The sequence below is a fragment of the Pseudomonas sp. DF11 genome (assembly GCF_058148565.1).
This window is the reverse complement of the sequence record NZ_JBYVYN010000008.1, coordinates 48674-65724: the sequence shown is the minus strand read 5'-3', so window position 1 is coordinate 65724 and position 17051 is coordinate 48674. Positions and strand designations below refer to the sequence as shown.

General features: G+C 61.3%; 16 protein-coding genes. 10 read left to right on the top strand and 6 right to left on the bottom strand.

The window, feature by feature from the left end; all coding sequences use genetic code 11:
- Nucleotides 1-86 precede the first annotated feature (86 nt).
- From gcl to AC30D9_RS21945, 9 genes are all read left to right on the top strand, one after another.
- Nucleotides 87-1862 carry a glyoxylate carboligase gene (gene gcl, locus AC30D9_RS21985; RefSeq protein ID WP_490144836.1) on the top strand — a complete coding sequence of 592 codons (1776 nt, stop codon included), beginning with the start codon at nt 87-89 and terminating at the stop codon, nt 1860-1862.
- Nucleotides 1863-1991: 129 nt separating this feature from the next.
- A complete protein-coding gene (gene hyi, locus AC30D9_RS21980; RefSeq protein ID WP_134925332.1) occupies nt 1992-2786 on the top strand; it encodes a hydroxypyruvate isomerase in 795 nt (264 codons plus the stop codon).
- A gap of 116 nt (nt 2787-2902) precedes the next feature.
- A complete protein-coding gene (locus tag AC30D9_RS21975) occupies nt 2903-3793 on the top strand; it encodes a 2-hydroxy-3-oxopropionate reductase (protein WP_109754471.1) in 891 nt (296 codons plus the stop codon).
- Nucleotides 3794-3941: 148 nt separating this feature from the next.
- Nucleotides 3942-5222, top strand: coding sequence for a glycerate kinase type-2 family protein (locus tag AC30D9_RS21970; RefSeq protein ID WP_307574052.1), 1281 nt, complete (start codon nt 3942-3944; stop codon nt 5220-5222).
- Nucleotides 5212-6627 carry a pyruvate kinase gene (gene pyk, locus AC30D9_RS21965; protein ID WP_490144835.1) on the top strand — a complete coding sequence of 472 codons (1416 nt, stop codon included), beginning with the start codon at nt 5212-5214 and terminating at the stop codon, nt 6625-6627. Before AC30D9_RS21970 ends, pyk begins: the two co-directional genes overlap by 11 nt.
- 124 nt (nt 6628-6751) lie before the next feature.
- Nucleotides 6752-7654: an urea transporter gene (locus AC30D9_RS21960; RefSeq protein ID WP_490144834.1), complete on the top strand. Its 903-nt coding sequence runs from the start codon at nt 6752-6754 to the stop codon at nt 7652-7654.
- A gap of 20 nt (nt 7655-7674) precedes the next feature.
- A complete protein-coding gene (locus AC30D9_RS21955) occupies nt 7675-8499 on the top strand; it encodes an ion transporter (protein WP_307574058.1) in 825 nt (274 codons plus the stop codon).
- 94 nt (nt 8500-8593) lie between these two features.
- Nucleotides 8594-9592: a sulfate ABC transporter substrate-binding protein gene (locus AC30D9_RS21950; protein ID WP_307574059.1), complete on the top strand. Its 999-nt coding sequence runs from the start codon at nt 8594-8596 to the stop codon at nt 9590-9592.
- 269 nt (nt 9593-9861) lie between these two features.
- Nucleotides 9862-11049 carry an MFS transporter gene (locus AC30D9_RS21945; protein ID WP_490144833.1) on the top strand — a complete coding sequence of 396 codons (1188 nt, stop codon included), beginning with the start codon at nt 9862-9864 and terminating at the stop codon, nt 11047-11049.
- Nucleotides 11050-11108: 59 nt separating this feature from the next.
- Here AC30D9_RS21945 and AC30D9_RS21940 read toward each other — a convergent pair whose 3' ends face one another.
- The 4 genes from AC30D9_RS21940 to AC30D9_RS21925 all read right to left on the bottom strand — a co-directional run bounded on the left by AC30D9_RS21940 (nt 11109) and on the right by AC30D9_RS21925 (nt 14592).
- Nucleotides 11109-11300 carry a PLDc N-terminal domain-containing protein gene (locus AC30D9_RS21940; protein WP_003204476.1) on the bottom strand — a complete coding sequence of 64 codons (192 nt, stop codon included), beginning with the start codon at nt 11298-11300 and terminating at the stop codon, nt 11109-11111.
- A 71-nt stretch (nt 11301-11371) separates the two neighbouring features.
- A complete protein-coding gene (locus tag AC30D9_RS21935) occupies nt 11372-11902 on the bottom strand; it encodes a hypothetical protein (protein ID WP_134925339.1) in 531 nt (176 codons plus the stop codon).
- Between the two features lie 250 nt (nt 11903-12152).
- The gene (locus AC30D9_RS21930) at nt 12153-12671 is read right to left on the bottom strand and encodes an ankyrin repeat domain-containing protein (RefSeq protein ID WP_092170964.1); all 519 of its coding nucleotides are present in this window, start codon (nt 12669-12671) and stop codon (nt 12153-12155) included.
- Nucleotides 12672-12765: 94 nt separating this feature from the next.
- A complete protein-coding gene (locus AC30D9_RS21925; protein ID WP_490144832.1) occupies nt 12766-14592 on the bottom strand; it encodes a long-chain-acyl-CoA synthetase in 1827 nt (608 codons plus the stop codon).
- A gap of 356 nt (nt 14593-14948) precedes the next feature.
- Between AC30D9_RS21925 and AC30D9_RS21920 the strand changes: the two genes are divergently transcribed.
- Nucleotides 14949-15227 (top strand): DUF3509 domain-containing protein, encoded by a 279-nt coding sequence (locus tag AC30D9_RS21920; protein ID WP_003204481.1) that lies wholly within the window; start codon nt 14949-14951, stop codon nt 15225-15227.
- Between the two features lie 105 nt (nt 15228-15332).
- Here the strand turns inward: AC30D9_RS21920 and AC30D9_RS21915 are convergent, their stop codons facing one another.
- Both AC30D9_RS21915 and AC30D9_RS21910 read right to left on the bottom strand, forming a co-directional pair.
- Nucleotides 15333-15866: an acireductone dioxygenase gene (locus tag AC30D9_RS21915; RefSeq protein ID WP_490144831.1), complete on the bottom strand. Its 534-nt coding sequence runs from the start codon at nt 15864-15866 to the stop codon at nt 15333-15335.
- Between the two features lie 34 nt (nt 15867-15900).
- Nucleotides 15901-17046, bottom strand: coding sequence for an MFS transporter (locus tag AC30D9_RS21910; protein WP_307574068.1), 1146 nt, complete (start codon nt 17044-17046; stop codon nt 15901-15903).
- Between the last annotated feature and the right edge of the window lie 5 nt (nt 17047-17051).

The following is a 17051-nucleotide window of genomic DNA, read 5'->3' as shown; positions in this document are numbered from 1 at the left end:
AATGAATTGACCTGCGCCGTTTGCCATGAATACACTCTGCGCAAAGCCACTTGTATACAATTACAAAACGTAAGAGGCACAAAACCATGAGCAAAATGAGAGCAATCGAAGCCGCCGTCCTCGTGATGCGCCGTGAAGGCGTGGACACTGCCTTCGGCATTCCGGGCGCTGCAATCAACCCGCTGTATTCAGCCTTGCAAAAGGTGGGCGGCATCGATCACGTCCTCGCTCGCCACGTTGAAGGCGCCTCGCACATGGCCGAGGGTTACACCCGGACCAAGGCTGGCAACATCGGCGTATGTATCGGCACCTCGGGGCCGGCCGGCACCGACATGGTGACCGGGCTCTACAGCGCGTCGGCCGATTCGATCCCGATCCTGTGCATCACCGGGCAAGCACCCCGCGCCCGTATGCACAAGGAAGACTTCCAGGCCGTGGATATCACCAGCATTGTCAAACCGGTGACCAAGTGGGCAACTACCGTGCTGGAGCCAGGCCAGGTGCCGTACGCGTTCCAGAAAGCCTTCTATGAAATGCGCTCCGGCCGGCCGGGCCCGGTGCTGATCGACCTGCCGTTCGATGTGCAAATGGCCGAGATCGAATTCGACATCGACGCCTACCAACCACTGCCCCTGGCCAAACCCGCGGCCAACCGCGTGCAGATCGAGAAAGCCCTGGCGATGCTCAATCAGGCTGAGCGGCCATTGCTGGTGGCCGGCGGCGGTATCATCAATGCCGATGCCAGTGAGCTGCTGGTGGAGTTCGCCGAGCTGACCGGCATCCCCGTCATCCCTACCTTGATGGGCTGGGGCATCATCCCCGACGATCACCCGCTGATGGTCGGCATGGTCGGCCTGCAAACCTCCCACCGCTACGGCAACGCGACCTTGCTCAAGTCGGACCTGGTGCTGGGCATCGGCAACCGCTGGGCCAACCGTCACACCGGTTCGGTGGACGTCTATACCGAAGGCCGCACGTTCATTCACGTGGACATCGAGCCGACCCAGATCGGCCGCGTATTCACGCCCGACCTGGGCATCGTTTCCGACGCCGCCTCGGCCCTGACGGTGTTCATCGAAGTGGCCCGCGAGTGGCAAGCCGCCGGCAAACTGAAAAACCGCAACGCCTGGTTGCAAGACTGCCAGCAGCGCAAGGCCAGCCTGCAACGCAAGACCCACTTCGACAACGTGCCGGTCAAGCCACAGCGTGTGTACGAAGAAATGAACCAGGTATTCGGCAAGGACACCTGCTACGTCAGCACCATCGGCCTGTCGCAGATCGCCGGGGCGCAATTCCTCCATGTCTACAAACCACGACACTGGATCAACTGCGGCCAGGCCGGTCCGTTGGGCTGGACCATTCCGGCCGCGCTGGGGGTGGTCAAGGCCGACCCCAGTCGCAAGGTCGTGGCGCTGTCGGGTGACTATGATTTCCAGTTCATGATCGAAGAGCTGGCGGTGGGAGCACAGTTCAAGCTGCCTTACATCCACGTCGTGGTAAATAACTCCTACCTGGGGCTGATTCGCCAGGCCCAACGCGGGTTCGACATGGACTACTGTGTGCAACTGTCCTTCGATAACCTCAACGCACCGGAGCTCAACGGTTATGGCGTGGACCACATTGCCGTGGCCGAAGGCCTGGGGTGCAAGGCGCTGCGGGTGTTCGAACCGTCCGGCATCCAACCGGCCCTGCGCCAGGCCCAGGCGATGATCGAGGAATTCAAGGTGCCGGTGATCGTCGAGATCATCCTGGAGCGGGTCACCAATATTTCCATGGGCACCGAGATCAACGCCGTCAACGAGTTTGAAGACTTGGCGCTGGTGGGCAACGATGCACCGACAGCCATTTCGCTACTTGACTGACATCCCGATGTGGGAGCGGGCTTGCTCGCGAAGACGGCTTCAGATCCAACAAAGATGCCGGCTGACACACCGTTTTCGCGAGCAAGCCCTCTCCCACAGGGGCCTGCCAACTATCTACAGGAGATCACCATGCCGCGTTTCGCCGCCAACCTGTCCATGCTGTTCACCGAGCAGGATTTCCTCGCCCGTTTCGAAGCCGCCGCCAAGGCCGGTTTCACGGGTGTCGAATACCTGTTCCCTTACGACTACAGCTCCGCCGAACTCAAGGCCTTGCTCGATGCCAATGGCCTGACCCAAGTGCTGTTCAACCTGCCGGCCGGCGACTGGGCCAAGGGCGAGCGCGGTATCGCCTGCCTGCCGGACCGGGTCGAGGAATTCCGCGCCGGTGTCGACCTGGCGATTGCCTACGCCCAGGTGCTGGGCAACACCCAGGTCAACTGCCTGTCAGGAATTCGTCCGCAGAACTGCTCTGAAACCCTGGTGGAGAAAACCTTCGTCGCCAACTTGAAGTACGCCGCCGAGAAGCTCCAAGCCAAAGGCATCAAGCTGGTCATGGAAGCCATCAACACTCGCGACATTCCCGGCTTCTATCTGAACAACACCGTCCAGGCCCTGGCGATTCGCGAGCAAGTGGGCAGCGCCAACCTGTTCCTGCAATACGACATCTACCACATGCAAATCATGGAGGGGGACCTGGCCCGTACCCTGGAAAGCAACCTCGCGGCGATCAACCACGTGCAACTGGCGGATAACCCAGGTCGCAACGAGCCGGGCACGGGCGAAATCAACTATCGCTTCCTGTTCGAACACCTGGACCGCATCGGCTACCAGGGCTGGGTCGGCTGCGAATACAAGCCGCTGACCAGCACCGAAGCGGGATTGGGCTGGTTGAAAACCTTGTGGGAGCGAGCCTGCTCGCGATAGCGGTAGTCCAGCCAGCATCTTTGTTGAATGTAGAACCGCCATCGCGAGCAGGCTCGCTCCCACAAAAAACTGTCTCCCATTTGCTTGAAGCAATACAAAAACAAGAGGATTTTCCCATGGCTAAAATCGGATTCATCGGCACCGGCATCATGGGCCACCCCATGGCCCTGAACCTGCAAAAGGCCGGGCACAGCCTGTTCCTGTCCCAGCACCATGACGCGGCCCCGGCCGATCTGCTGGCCGGCGGCGCGGTGGCGTTGGCCAACCCGAAGGAAGTGGCCCAGGAAGCCGAGTTCATCATCGTCATGGTTCCGGACACCCCGCAGGTCGATGACGTGCTGTTTCGCGCCGATGGCGTGGCGGCTGGCGTGGGCGCGGGCAAGATCGTGATCGACATGAGCTCGATCTCCCCCACCGCCACCAAGGCATTCGCGGCGAAGATCAATGAAAAAGGCGCCCAGTACCTCGACGCCCCGGTGTCCGGCGGTGAAGTCGGCGCCAAGGCCGCGACCCTGAGCATCATGGTCGGTGGCGACAGCGCCGCCTTCGAGCGGGCATTGCCGTTGTTCCAGGCCATGGGCAAGAACATCACCCTGGTGGGCGGCAATGGCGACGGCCAGACCGCCAAAGTGGCGAACCAGATCATCGTCGCCCTGAACATCCAGGCCGTGGCCGAAGCCCTGTTGTTCGCCGCGAAAAACGGCGCCGATCCGGCCAAGGTCCGTGAAGCGCTGATGGGCGGTTTCGCTTCGTCGAAGATCCTCGAAGTGCACGGCGAGCGCATGATCAAGGGCACCTTCGACCCGGGCTTCCGCATCAGCCTGCACCAGAAGGACCTGAACCTGGCCCTGCAAGGCGCCAGGGAACTGAACATCAACCTGCCCAACACCGCCAATGCCCAGCAAGTGTTCAGCACCTGCGCAGCCATCGGTGGCAGCAACTGGGATCACTCGGCGTTGATCAAAGGGTTGGAGCATATGGCCAGTTTCTCCATTCGCGATAACTGACACACCCCCTAACCCTGTGGGAGCGAGCCTGCTCGCGATAGCGGACTTTCAGTCGACATCGATGTTGGATGTCAGATCCTCATCGCGAGCAGGCTCGCTCCCACAGGTCATGTGTCACTCAGCCAATAATAAGAATCGGGAGCCCGCCATGTCGGTCGATCCGCAACAATTGCTGCGCGAGCTGTTTGCCACAGCCATCGACGCAGCCCATCCGCAGCACGTCCTTGAACGCTATCTGCCCAGCGATCGCAGCGGTCGGGTGATCGTCATCGGCGCCGGCAAGGCGGCCGCCGCCATGGCCCAAGTGGTCGAGCGCTGCTGGCAGGGCGAAGTCTCTGGCCTGGTGGTGACCCGCTACGGCCATGGCGCGCCCTGTCAGAAAATCGAAGTGGTCGAAGCCGCTCACCCAGTGCCTGATGCCGCCGGCCTGGCCGTGGCCCAGCGAGTACTGGGCATGGTGAGCAATCTCAGTGAAAACGATCGCGTCATCTTCCTGCTGTCCGGCGGCGGTTCTGCCCTGCTCGCCTTGCCCGCCGAAGGCATCACCCTGGCCGACAAGCAATCGATCAACAAAGCCTTGCTCAAGTCCGGTGCGACCATCGGCGAGATGAATTGCGTGCGCAAGCATCTATCGGCGATCAAGGGCGGGCGCCTGGGCAAAGCCTGCTGGCCGGCGACGGTCTACACCTACGCAATCTCCGACGTACCGGGGGACCTCGCCACGGTCATCGCCTCCGGCCCCACCGTGGCCGATCCGAGCACATCGGCCGAAGCCCTGGCGATTCTCAAGCGCTACCACATCGATGTGCCGGCCTCGGTGCGCCACTGGTTGCAAAGCCCCGAATCGGAAACCGTCAAACCCGGCGACCCAAGCCTGGCCCGCAGTCACTTCCAATTGATCGCCCGTCCCCAGCAATCGCTGGAAGCGGCAGCGGTAAAGGCGCGCCAGGCTGGTTTCAGCCCATTGATCCTCGGCGACCTGGAAGGTGAATCCCGGGAAGTGGCGAAAGTCCACGCCGGCATCGCCCGGCAGATCGCCTTGCATGGCCAGCCATTGGCGGCACCGTGCGTGATTCTTTCCGGCGGCGAAACCACCGTCACTGTACGCGGCAATGGCCGTGGCGGACGTAACGCCGAATTCCTGCTGAGCCTGACCGACAGCCTCAAGGGTCATCCCGACATCTACGCGCTGGCCGGCGACACGGACGGCATCGACGGTTCCGAAGACAACGCCGGCGCCCTCATGACCCCGGACAGCTATCGCCGCGCCGCCGAACTGGGCCTGAGCGCCAGCGACGAGCTGGATAACAACAACGGGTATGGCTACTTCGCCGCGCTGGATGGGTTGATCGTCACCGAGCCGACCCGCACCAACGTCAACGACTTTCGCGCCATCCTGATCCTCGAGAACCCCACACATGACGCCTGATAAAAAGGTCAAGATCCTCGCGACCCTCGGCCCCGCGACCCGTGGCATCGATGACATTCGTGAGCTGGTGCAGGCTGGCGTGAATATCTTTCGCCTGAACTTCAGCCACGGCGAGCATGCCGACCACGCCCAGCGCTACCGGTGGATTCGTGAGGTCGAGCAGCAGCTCAATTACCCGCTGGGCATCCTCATGGACCTGCAAGGCCCGAAGCTGCGGGTCGGCCGGTTCGCCGACGGCAAGGTCCTGCTGCAACGCGGCCAGGCCCTGCGCCTGGACCTGGACCCGACGCCCGGTGATCAACATCGGGTCAACCTGCCCCACCCGGAAATCATCGCGGCCCTGGAGCCCGGCATGGATCTGCTGTTGGACGACGGTAAGTTGCGCCTGCGCGTGACCGCCAGGCACGCCCACGCTATCGATACCGAAGTGCTCAATGGCGGCGAGTTGTCGGACCGCAAAGGTGTGAACGTGCCCCAGGCCGTGCTCGACCTGAGCCCGCTGACGGCCAAGGACCGGCGTGACTTGAATTTCGGCCTGGAACTGGGCGTGGACTGGGTAGCGCTGTCGTTCGTGCAGCGCCCCGAGGACATCCGCGAAGCCCGGGCGCTGATCGGCGACAAGGCGTTCCTGATGGCGAAGATCGAGAAGCCATCGGCGGTGACCCAACTGCGGGAAATCGCCGAATTGAGCGATGCAATCATGGTTGCTCGCGGAGACTTGGGCGTCGAGGTACCAGCCGAGAGCGTGCCGCAGATCCAGAAGAACATCATCGGCACCTGTCGCGCCCTCGGCAAACCGGTAGTGGTGGCGACCCAGATGCTCGAATCGATGCGTTTCTCCCCGGCGCCGACCCGCGCCGAAGTCACCGACGTAGCCAACGCCGTGGCCGAGGGCGCTGATGCAGTGATGCTGTCGGCAGAAACAGCCTCCGGTGATTACCCGCTCGAAGCCGTACAGATGATGAGCAAGATCATCCGCCAGGTGGAAAGCGGCCCCGACTACCAGTCTCAACTGGACGTCAGCCGACCGAAAGCCGAAGCCACAGTGTCGGACGCCATCAGCTGCGCGATCCGGCGCATCAGCAGCATCCTGCCGGTGGCAGTGCTAGTGAACTACAGCGAATCGGGCAGTTCCAGTTTGCGAGCGGCGCGGGAACGGCCGACGGTGCCGATCCTCAACCTCACGCCGAACCTGCAGGCCGCCCGCCGCCTGACCGTGGCCTGGGGCGTGCACTCGGTGGTCAATGATCGGCTGCGGCAGGTCGATGAGGTGTGCTCGACCGCCCTGGAAATCGCCCAGGCCCAGGGCATGGCCCAACGTGGCGATACCTTGCTGATCACAGCGGGCGTACCGTTCGGGCAGCCGGGGTCAACCAATTCGTTGCGCATCGAGACGTTGCTCTAGCGCCTGTACTGGCCACATCGCGAGCAGGCTCGCTCCCACAAGGGGTTTTGTGATCGCCGTAAATCCAGTGTGGGAGCGAGCCTGCTCGCGATGAGGGCAACTCGGTCCATCAGACATATCTGCCATGCCCCATACCCACTGCCCCGACTGGGCCACCGCCCTGCTCAACGGCTTCAGCCAGATCTTCCTCCAGCGCCACCCGCTGTGCGGCCTGCTGTGCCTGCTGGCGATTCTGCTCACTGCGCCCGCCCTGGTCGGCGGTGCGCTGCTGGGCGGGGTGGCCGGGTTGCTCACGGCCCAGCGGCGCGGCTACGCCAAGGCTGACCGGCAAGCCGGCCTGTTCAGCTACAACGGCATCCTGCTGGGCCTGTTGCTGAGCCTTGCGCTGCCCTGGTCCGTGCTGTTGCCACCGTTGATCATTGCCGCAGGTGGTCTCAGCGCGATGCTGACCCAGCAATGGCTCAAGCGCACCCAAGACCCTCGATGCCTGCCCGCCTATACCGCGCCTTTCGTTGGGTTGGCCTGGCTGTCGATGAGTTTCATCCCATCGCTGACCCCAGCCAGTCCGATTGAAATAACCATACCCAACCTGCTGGCCGCTCATTTGAGCGGGTTGGGCCAAGTCATGTTTCTCGGCCACCCTGCCGCTGGTGCACTGATTACAGTGGGTCTGCTGCTGGCCGACCGTCGCGCCGCCGGTTGGGCATTGTTCGGTTCCGCCGCCGGTCTTGCCTGGGCATTGTTGCAGCATGAAAACCCAAGCGCCCTTTCCGGCCTGGGCGGTTACAACCCAGCTTTGGTGGCACTGGCCCTCAGCCAACAACGCCGCCAACCCTGGCTGCCGCTGGCGGGCATTCTCCTGGCGGTCATGCTCACCCCAGGTTTTACCGCCCTCGACCTGCCTCCGCTGACGGCACCGTTCATCCTCGCCTGCTGGTTGATCCAGGCCACCGGCCGAGCGTGGCGCCAGGCCAGCCTCGACACCGCGCCTTGCGCTCTGCGGGGCAATCGCCCTAGGCTTCGCTGATTCCGATTCAGGCGAAGATTATGCAAAGCAGCGACAACTGGCGTGAGCGCCTCTACGTGATCATCTTCCAGACCGACACTGTGGCCGGCCGACGCTTCGACAGCACCCTGCTGTTGATCATCCTCGCCAGCCTGGTGATCGTGATGCTCGACAGCATCGACAGCGTGCACAAAAACTATGCGGCCCTGCTGGCCGGTATCGAGTGGGGCTTCACCTTCATCTTCATCGTCGAGTACGGCCTGCGCCTGTACTGCTCGCCCAAGCCCCTGCGCTATGCCTTCAGTTTCTATGGCCTGGTGGATCTGCTGGCGATCGTGCCGGGGATCCTGGCGCTGTACTACAGCGATGCCCAATACCTGCTGATCATTCGGATCATCCGCATGCTGCGGATTTTCCGCGTGCTCAAGCTCAGTCCTTACCTCAAGCAAGCCAATTACCTGATGGCGGCGCTGCGGGGCAGCAAGCAGAAAATCATCGTATTCCTGGTCAGCGTCTCGACCCTGGTGACCGTCTTCGGCACGCTGATGTACGTGATCGAAGGCCCCGAGCATGGTTTCACCAGCATTCCCAAGGGCATCTATTGGGCTATCGTGACACTGACCACGGTGGGCTTCGGCGATATCGTGCCCAAGACGCCACTGGGCCAGGTGGTGTCATCCCTGGTGATGATTACCGGTTACTCGATCATCGCCGTGCCTACGGGTATTTTCACGGCAGAGCTGGCCACGGCCATGCGCGGTGACCAGCTCCAGCACGATTGCCCGGTGTGCAGAAAAAACAGCCATGAACACGGCGCGGCTTTCTGCTCCCGTTGTGGCAATGCGCTGTTTAAGAAATTGGAATAAGCAAAGCACTTTTTAATGCTTGATGGCCTATTAGCTTGCCGCTAGTGTGCTGGCCTAATTGCCCGGAACCCCCGTTAATAAAAAGGAATTCGCAGTGAAGAACTTCTTTGGCGCCTCCCTTCTCGCCGCCGGCCTGACCTTTGGCAGCCTGGCCCACGCCGCCCCAGCCCTGCTCAACGTTTCCTACGACGTGATGCGTGATTTCTACAAGGACTACAACACGGCCTTCCAGAAACACTGGCAGGCCGAGCACAACGAAAACATCACCGTACAGATGTCGTTCGGCGGCTCCAGCAAGCAGGCGCGCTCGGTGATCGACGGGCTGCCGGCGGACGTCATCACCATGAACATGGCCACCGACATCAATGCCCTGGCGGATAACGGCAAACTGGTGCCCGAAAACTGGGTCACCCGCTTGCCGAACAACAGTGCCCCGTTCACTTCGGCCACCGTATTCATCGTGCGCAAAGGCAACCCGAAAGCGCTGAAAGATTGGCCCGACCTGCTCAAGGACGGCGTGCAAGTGATCGTGCCCAATCCGAAGACCTCCGGTAACGGTCGCTACACCTACCTGTCGGCCTGGGGCTATGTGCTCAAGAACGGCGGTGACGAGAACAAGGCCAAAGCCTTCGTCGGCAAACTGTTCAAGCAGGCGCCGGTGCTGGATACCGGTGGCCGTGCCGCGACGACCACTTTCATGACCAACCAGATCGGCGACGTGCTGGTGACCTTTGAAAACGAAGCCGAGATGATCGCCCGCGAATTTGGCCGCGACCAGTTCGAGGTGATCTACCCGAGCGTCTCCGCCGAAGCCGAGCCACCGGTGAGCGTGGTCGACAAAGTGGTCGAGAAAAAAGGCTCCCGCGAAGCCGCCGAGGCCTACCTCAAGTACCTGTGGTCGCCCGAAGGCCAGGAAATCGCCGCCGCCAATTACCTGCGTCCACGGGACCCGGCGGTACTGGCCAAATACACCGACCGCTTCCCGAAAGTGGACTTCCTGTCGGTGGAAAAGACCTTCGGCGACTGGCGCACGGTGCAGAAGACTCACTTCAATGACGGTGGGGTTTTCGACCAGATCTATAGCGGGCAGTAGGAAAGCCCGGCGCGGTCCTGTGGCGAGGGGACTTATCCCCGCTGGGCTAGTGCAGCCAACGCGATTTGTCTGAGACATCGTAGCGTCCGGTTCTAGGGCTGCTTCGCAGCCCAACGGGGATAAATCCCCTCGCCACAAAGGTCCTGCCAAGCTTCCCTGTGCCGCCCATCATCAACCACAAGCATGTCCGATATCAGTCACAAAGCCTGGTCCAGAGCAGCGCAACTCTTTAGCCTCACGCCATCTTCCTATTCACTGACGAGATTGCCATGAGTGCCCATCCCGCCACCCTGACCCGAGGCATGGTCCTGCTCTTCGCCTTCTGCTGCGGCGCCATTGTCGCCAACATCTACTACACCCAACCCATCATCGAACTGATCGCACCCGATGTCGGCCTGAGCAGCACCATGGCCAGCCTGATCGTCTCGCTGACCCAGATCGGTTATGCCCTTGGCCTGTTTTTCCTGGTGCCGCTGGGAGACCTGCTGGAAAACCGCCGGCTGATGATCATCACCACGCTGGTAGCGATTGCCAGCCTGTTGGGGGCGGCGTTCACCGACCAGCCGAATGTGTTCCTGCTGGTCTCCCTGCTGGTGGGTTTCAGTTCGGTGTCGGTGCAGGCCCTGATCCCGCTGGCCGCGCACCTGGCACCGGAAGAATCCCGGGGCCGGGTCGTCGGTGGGATCATGGGCGGCCTGCTGTTGGGGATCCTGCTGGCGCGGCCGGTCTCCAGCGTCGTGGCCGATCACTTCGGCTGGCGGGCCATGTTCATCATCGCCGCCGCGTTGATGGCCGCCATCAGCATCGTCCTGGCGCTGACCGTGCCCAAGCGCCAGCCCGACCATAGCGCCACTTATGGCCAACTGCTGGGCTCGCTCGGCACCCTGCTGCGCCAACAACCGCTGTTGCGGCAACGGGCTTTCTACCAAGCCTGCATGTTCGCCACGTTCAGCCTGTTCTGGACCGCCGTGCCGCTGGAACTGTCACGCGTCCATGGCCTGTCCCAGACCGAAATTGCCCTGTTCGCCCTAGTCGGTGCCATCGGCGCCATCGCCGCGCCCATTGCCGGTCGCCTGGCGGATGCCGGCCATACCCGCATCGCCTCGCTGCTGGCGATGCTGTTCGCCAGCCTGAGCTTCCTGCCAGCGTTCATCCATCCGCTCTACAGCGTGATTGGCCTGGCGGTGACCGGTGTGGTCCTGGATTTTTGTGTGCAGATGAACATGGTCCTGGGCCAGCGCACCATCTACGCCCTCGATGCCAAGAGCCGCAGCCGACTGAATGCGCTGTACATGACCAGTATCTTCGTCGGTGGCGCCTTCGGCTCATCGATTGCCAGTGCGGTGTACGAGCACGGCGGCTGGTTGTGGGTGGTGATCGTCGGCAGCGCCTTCCCGCTGTTGGCCTTGCTGCGTTTCTTGAGCGCCTCGCAGAAATCTTCCCTGGCAACCGCCTGAATACCCACGCATAAAAAATGCCCGGTCGCTCGAAGCGACCGGGCATTGCTGTGGAGCGGTCAAATCCGCACGTTGCCACGCGGCCCGGCAATCGCCCAGATGATCAGGCCCAGCACTGGCAACAGCAGGATCAGCAGCACCCAGAGGATTTTCATCCCGGTTTCCGCGCCGCTCTTGAGTACATTGATGATCGCCCAGATATCGAGCGCCAGGATAATCAGGCCGACCAGGCCGTTGAAGGTGGAACCCATGGTGTCGCTCCCAAATGGTGATATGCACCCTTAGGATAGCGGGCCCCAGGCAAGGGTTCCGTTTTATTGCTTCAGACGTGGACCGCGATCTTGAGGGCTTCCAGGGACGGCGCGGCGGCGATGCCGACTTCGGCACACAGTTCCAGTACCCGCGGCACGTCGTTGCCGTACACCAGCACCATTTGCAATTCATCGTCGAGCAACTGGCTGAAGTTCATCAGCACGTAGCCGCCGTTTTCCTTGTTCAGGCTGCTCATCTGGATCTGGATACGGTTGAGCGCGGTCAAGGCTTCGGTTTTCGCCAGTTGCTTGGGCTTGAGGTTGAACGCCACACCGGGGCCGAACGAGGCGACGATCTGTTCGAACAGGTCCACGTAGGTGTCGGCCTGGAACAGCACGGTGTCCGGCAGGCTGCCCACCACCACCCACTCACCCAACGGAATCGGGAAGGTGTCGTCGTAGTTGATATCGGGGTTGGCCGCCAGGAAAGCTGTCGGATCGGCGTAGGCCTGGGCCGCTTCGTCGGCGATTCGCTCGATGTCAGCCTCGCCAAGGCAGCCGGAGCTGATTTTACCGATGAGTTCGATGAGGGCGGCTTTCATGAGGGTGAATCCTGTGGCGAAGGGTGTTTTGAGGGCGGGCAGGATAACGCATCACAACGATCGAGTCAGGAACCCGTGGCGAGGGCGCTCTTGTGGCGAGGGGATTTATCCCCGCTGGGGCGCGAAGCGGCCCTAAAACCTGACAACTCGGTGTGGCAAGCTGTCTTTAGGACTGCTTCGCAGCCCAGCGGGGATAAATCCCCTCGCCACAAGAGCAATGCCACTCCAGAATCACGGCCCCTGAGGAAGATCAGGCCAGCATCTTTTCCAACTGCGCCGTGGTGTCCACCGCCCCCATGGTCCTGGCCGCATCCAGGGCCGAGACGCCATTGGCATCCTTGGCTTTCGGGTCGGCGCCTTTGCCGATCAGATAGTCGACGATTTCCACCCGGTTGAACATCGCCGCCATCATCAGTGCGGTACGGCCATCGAAGGACGCGCCTTCCACCTGCGCGCCGCCGTCCACCAGCGCCGAAACCACTGCCAGGTCGCCCTTGAACGCCGCGCCGGCAATCGGGCTCTGGCCGTTGTCGTTGCGGATTTCCGGATCGGCCTTGTGCTCCAGCAGCACCTTCACCGTTTCCACATGCCCGTGGTAAGCGGCCAGCATCAACAGGGTGTCGCCCTTGTGGTTACGCAGGTTGGGCGGCAGGCCCTTGCTCAGCAACGCGGCCATCATGGCCGCATCGCCCTGGCGTGCGACGTTGAACACCTGCTCGGCAAACTCGGCAGCCTCTTCCGGGGTCATCTGGCGGCTTGTATCGGACATGGGAAACTCCACTCGGGTCTTCGCAAAGCGGCTAGTTTCCCGAGGGACCCGGGCGCTGTCATCCCTTTTTTCACTGTGCCCGCCATAGCCAGAATCAATAACGCAGTTGTCCGCCCTGGATCCGGGTCGCCAGTTGCCGGTCCACCCGCACATAGGTATCGGTGCCCGGTAGCCAGGCGTAGACCGGTTCATCCCCGGTGATGCATGGGTCGAACGCTTCGGCCTTGAGGCGGGTCTTCTGGTACTTGAAGGTGCCGGTGGTGTCCATTTTCACCTTGATGCGCAGGAACAGCGGCACGGCATAGGAAGGCAGCTTGCATTGCAAGAACTGCAACAGCTCGCTGAAATCCAGCATTGCCAGGGATTCCGCCGGGGTGATTGCCGCCATGCCGGCACGGCCATTGGTACCGTTGATCTCCACGCCATAAGCCACCGCCTCGGCTACCTGGGGATGTTGCAGCAACACATTTTCGACTTCCGTGGTGGAGACGTTTTCGCCCTTCCAGCGATAGGTGTCACCGAGGCGATCAACGAACTGCCCGTGCCCGAAGCCAATGTTGCGCAACAGGTCGCCTGTGTTGAAATAACGGTCGCCCGGCGCAAAGACATCCCGGCAGATGGTTTTTTCGGTCAAGGCCTGCTCGGTGTAGCCGTCCAGCGGCGCCTTTTCGTCGATGCGCGCCAACAGCAGGCCCGGTTGGCCCCTGGGCACTTTTTGCATGCGACCCTGCAGGTTGCGCAGTGGCAGGCCGCTGTCATGGTCGTACTGCACCAGTTCCCAACTCATCAGGGAAAAACCGACGGTATTGTCGAAATTCAGGATGTTGGTAAAGCCGATATTGCCGTCGCTGGCCGCATACAGCTCGCAGATGTGGTCGATGCCGAAACGTGTCTTGAGGGTCGACCAGGCCCCGGGCCGCAAGCCGTTGCCGATCATTTTCTTCACACCGTGGTGGCGGTCGTCGGCAGCGACAGGCTGATCGATCAGGTAGCGGCACAATTCACCGACATAACCCAGCGTAGTCGCCCGGTAACGGCGTACGTCGCTCCAGAACTGGCTGGCACTGAACTTGCGCCGGATCGCAAACCCCGATGCTCCACAGATCGCCGCGCCCCAGCACACGCACAGGCCGGTGGCGTGGTACAGCGGCAAAGTGCAATACACGACATCGGCGGGTTGCATGTCCAGAGCAATCAGGCCGAAGCTGGTGGCCGTGCGCATCCAGCGGCCATGGCGAAACACCCCGGCCTTGGGCAACCCGGTGGTGCCCGAGGTGTAGAGATAGAAGCACGGGTCGTTACAGAAAACCTGTCGGCTGCATGCGGGGTTATCACTTGGATAATCCTCGCTGCCCGCTATCAGGTCGATGAAACCGGACGGGGCATCGACACCGTCCTGATCCGCGACCCACCAGGTTCGAGCACTCGGCAAAGCGGTTCGCCCGCGCACGTCGTTGAAGGCAGCAACCCGCTCATCCCCAACCACCACCGCGACCGGATTGACCAGGGCCAGGCTGTGCACCAGCGCATCGCCGGTTTGCGAGGTGTTGAGCATGGCGCTGACCGCACCCACCTTCGCCATCGCCAGCACGCTGATCAACAGCTGTGGCCGGTTCTCGATGAACATCGCCACGCAGTCGCCCTTGCCGATGCCCTGGGCCAACAGGTAATGGGCGATGCGATTGGCCTGGGCGTTGACCTGTGCATAACTCAACACTGTATCGCCGCACAGCAGCGCCGGGCCGTGGGGATTGCGTTGGGTGGCCTGTTCGAAACACCAGCCCAGGCCGCAAGGCTGGGTCGGATCCTGGACATTGACCTGCTTCATGCCTTTGACGATCCGGGGGACGGCTTTGGCAATGACTGGCAACTTGCGCAGCATCATGCCCCAGGTAATAACGTCGCTGGGTGTACGACTCATGGTGATCTTCCCCGTTCGACCTCGTGGGTCTCGGTTCTTCTTATCGGGCTGGCGGTGATTTTGGCTCGAAAGTACGCCCGCGATTGCGGCGCTGTACACGCGGTTTTTGCAATGTTTTGTATCCGCTGGCCGAGGCAGGCGAAGCGTGAGCACCGGAAAACGATTTGGTTCCAAAAATCATTGTCCGACCACGCAAAATGCAGGATGCACGATGGCTATTCATGCAAGTTGCACGAAAGCGAAAATCCAACAAAAACATAACTTATTGTTTTTAAATGGTTTTTTAGAAACAAAAATGCTGGCATAGACAGTGCAACCATCCCTCCACGGTTTGCCATACCATGGAGCAGTCAACTATGAACATGATTCAAGAAAAGTTTGCATCCCTGTTTTCCAACTACGAAGTGACCACTCAGCCCCGCCCGGATGGCGGCATCCTGCTGACCTTGCGCAATAGCGACGGCAAGCTGTTCAAACGCACGATTTCCTACGCTCAATTGCATGCCGGGGATCAGTTGTCCTGGGCGATCAGCGCGATTCGTCGTGACTTGGCGGAACAGGCTAGCGAGTTGCCACAGATCACCTTGTTGCAGAGCCAGCATCGGTTTGCGCTGCCGACTTACCACAGCGCTTGAGTCTGCTGGAAAATCCGCCTTGCTGTTCACATAGAAAAACGGCGCTTCTCTCAGAAATAGGAAGCGCCGTTTTTTTGGGGTGTTTCTTTTGGGGCCAAACGCGAATCAATCCTCCAATCGAGGAAACCGGCGAGCAATATCATCCCCGGTGAGTTCAGCAACCAACCCCTGCGGATCACCAGACAAACGGATCGTAACGAAATGCGGCCGCTCCCCCCCGTCAAACCAATGCGGCGTACCAGCAGGCACCGTTATCAGGTCGTTCCTCTCACACAGCACCGCGTAGACATAATCGCCGATGTGCAGGTTAAACAAACCACGACCAGTGACGAAAAACCGTACTTCGTCCTGGCTATGGCGGTACTCATCAAGCACCCCCGCTTGTTCCGGGTGATCGCTGCTGACACTGACGACATCGACTGCGACATAACCACGACTGATCATCAACGCATCGATCTGGATCTGGTAAGCCGCAATGAGGTCTTCCTCGCGGGCACCAGGCTGGATTTTCACCGCCGCTTCCCAACGGGCAAAATGAACACCTTGCTCAGCCAAGGTCGCGGCAATGTCCTCAAAGTGAGTCAACACCTTGTTCGGAATGTCAGGGCTCGAGACGTGATAAACGGACAGGCTGCTCATGACATTGGCTCCAGCAGATTAACGGTTCGAAGGCTCATGGCCGGTCCTCTTGCATACGTGTGGCGATGATAACGGCTGCGGCGAAGGCCGCGAGGCTGGCGAGGCTGAAGGTCCAACTGGCGCCCAAGGCGTTCCAGCTGTAGCCGGAATACAGCGCGCCCAAGGCCCCGCCCGTGCCAGCCAGCGCCGCGTACAGCGCCTGCCCCTGGCCCTGCTGGCGAGGACCGAAGCTGCGTTGCACGAAATGAATGGCGGCCGCGTGAAAGCTGCCGAAGGTTGCCGCGTGCAGCACTTGCGCGAATAACAACACCCAGAGGAATTCGGCCAGCGAGCCCAACAACAGCCAGCGCAACGCCGCCAGCAGGAAACTCGCCAGCAATACCCTGCGTACGGAAAATCGCGCCAGGATCCGACTCATCAGCAGGAAGACCAGAACTTCCGCCACCACACCGACCGCCCAGAGCATGCCGATCAGCCCGCGACTGTAGCCCAGGTGTTCGAGGTGCAACGTCAGGAAGGTGTAATACGGCCCATGGCTCACCTGCATCAAGCCCACGCATAGATAGAACGCCAGCACGCCAGGGTTGCGCAGTTGTCGCAGGAAGCCCTCCCCCGTCACTCGCGGCCCCTGCAACGGCTGGGCGTTGGGCACCCAGAAACTGGCGAGGATGATGCCGGCCATGATCAACACCAGCGCCACCGGGTAGATGTCCAGGCTCAGCCATTCGAACAACCGGCCGAGCAGCACCACCGTAATGATGAAGCCGATGGAGCCCCATAGGCGGATCTGGCTGTAGCGGGACGCCTGCCCAGTCAAATGGGCCAGGGTAATGACTTCGAACTGTGGCAATACCGCGTGCCAGAAGAATGCATGCAACGCCATGACCATCGCCAGCCAGGCGTAGCTTTTATCGATGAAGATCAGCGAGAAGGTCAGCAACGTACAGATCGCGCCAAAGCGCACGATCGCCAGGCGCCGGCCGGTGTAATCCCCCAGCCAGCCCCAGATGTTCGGCGCCACGCAGCGCATCAGCATCGGGATCGCCACCAGCTCGCCGATACGTGCTGCGTTGAACCCCAGGTGATCGAAATACAGCGCCAGGAACGGCGCCGTCGAACCAAGCAGGGCGAAATAGAACAGATAGAAACTGGAGAGCCGCCAGTACGGCAGTGCCGCCATGCTCG

Coding starts and splice junctions, on each gene's coding strand:
- AC30D9_RS21960 (WP_490144834.1), top strand. CDS start 6,752: ATGCCCCATACCCACTGCCCCGACTGGGCCACCGCCCTGCTCAACGGC.
- AC30D9_RS21930 (WP_092170964.1), bottom strand. CDS start 12,671: ATGTCCGATACAAGCCGCCAGATGACCCCGGAAGAGGCTGCCGAGTTT.
- AC30D9_RS21970 (WP_307574052.1), top strand. CDS start 3,942: ATGTCGGTCGATCCGCAACAATTGCTGCGCGAGCTGTTTGCCACAGCC.
- pyk (WP_490144835.1), top strand. CDS start 5,212: ATGACGCCTGATAAAAAGGTCAAGATCCTCGCGACCCTCGGCCCCGCG.
- AC30D9_RS21925 (WP_490144832.1), bottom strand. CDS start 14,592: ATGAGTCGTACACCCAGCGACGTTATTACCTGGGGCATGATGCTGCGC.
- AC30D9_RS21915 (WP_490144831.1), bottom strand. CDS start 15,866: ATGAGCAGCCTGTCCGTTTATCACGTCTCGAGCCCTGACATTCCGAAC.
- AC30D9_RS21920 (WP_003204481.1), top strand. CDS start 14,949: ATGAACATGATTCAAGAAAAGTTTGCATCCCTGTTTTCCAACTACGAA.
- gcl (WP_490144836.1), top strand. CDS start 87: ATGAGCAAAATGAGAGCAATCGAAGCCGCCGTCCTCGTGATGCGCCGT.
- AC30D9_RS21910 (WP_307574068.1), bottom strand. CDS start 17,046: ATGGCGGCACTGCCGTACTGGCGGCTCTCCAGTTTCTATCTGTTCTAT.
- hyi (WP_134925332.1), top strand. CDS start 1,992: ATGCCGCGTTTCGCCGCCAACCTGTCCATGCTGTTCACCGAGCAGGAT.
- AC30D9_RS21945 (WP_490144833.1), top strand. CDS start 9,862: ATGAGTGCCCATCCCGCCACCCTGACCCGAGGCATGGTCCTGCTCTTC.
- AC30D9_RS21955 (WP_307574058.1), top strand. CDS start 7,675: ATGCAAAGCAGCGACAACTGGCGTGAGCGCCTCTACGTGATCATCTTC.
- AC30D9_RS21975 (WP_109754471.1), top strand. CDS start 2,903: ATGGCTAAAATCGGATTCATCGGCACCGGCATCATGGGCCACCCCATG.
- AC30D9_RS21940 (WP_003204476.1), bottom strand. CDS start 11,300: ATGGGTTCCACCTTCAACGGCCTGGTCGGCCTGATTATCCTGGCGCTC.
- AC30D9_RS21935 (WP_134925339.1), bottom strand. CDS start 11,902: ATGAAAGCCGCCCTCATCGAACTCATCGGTAAAATCAGCTCCGGCTGC.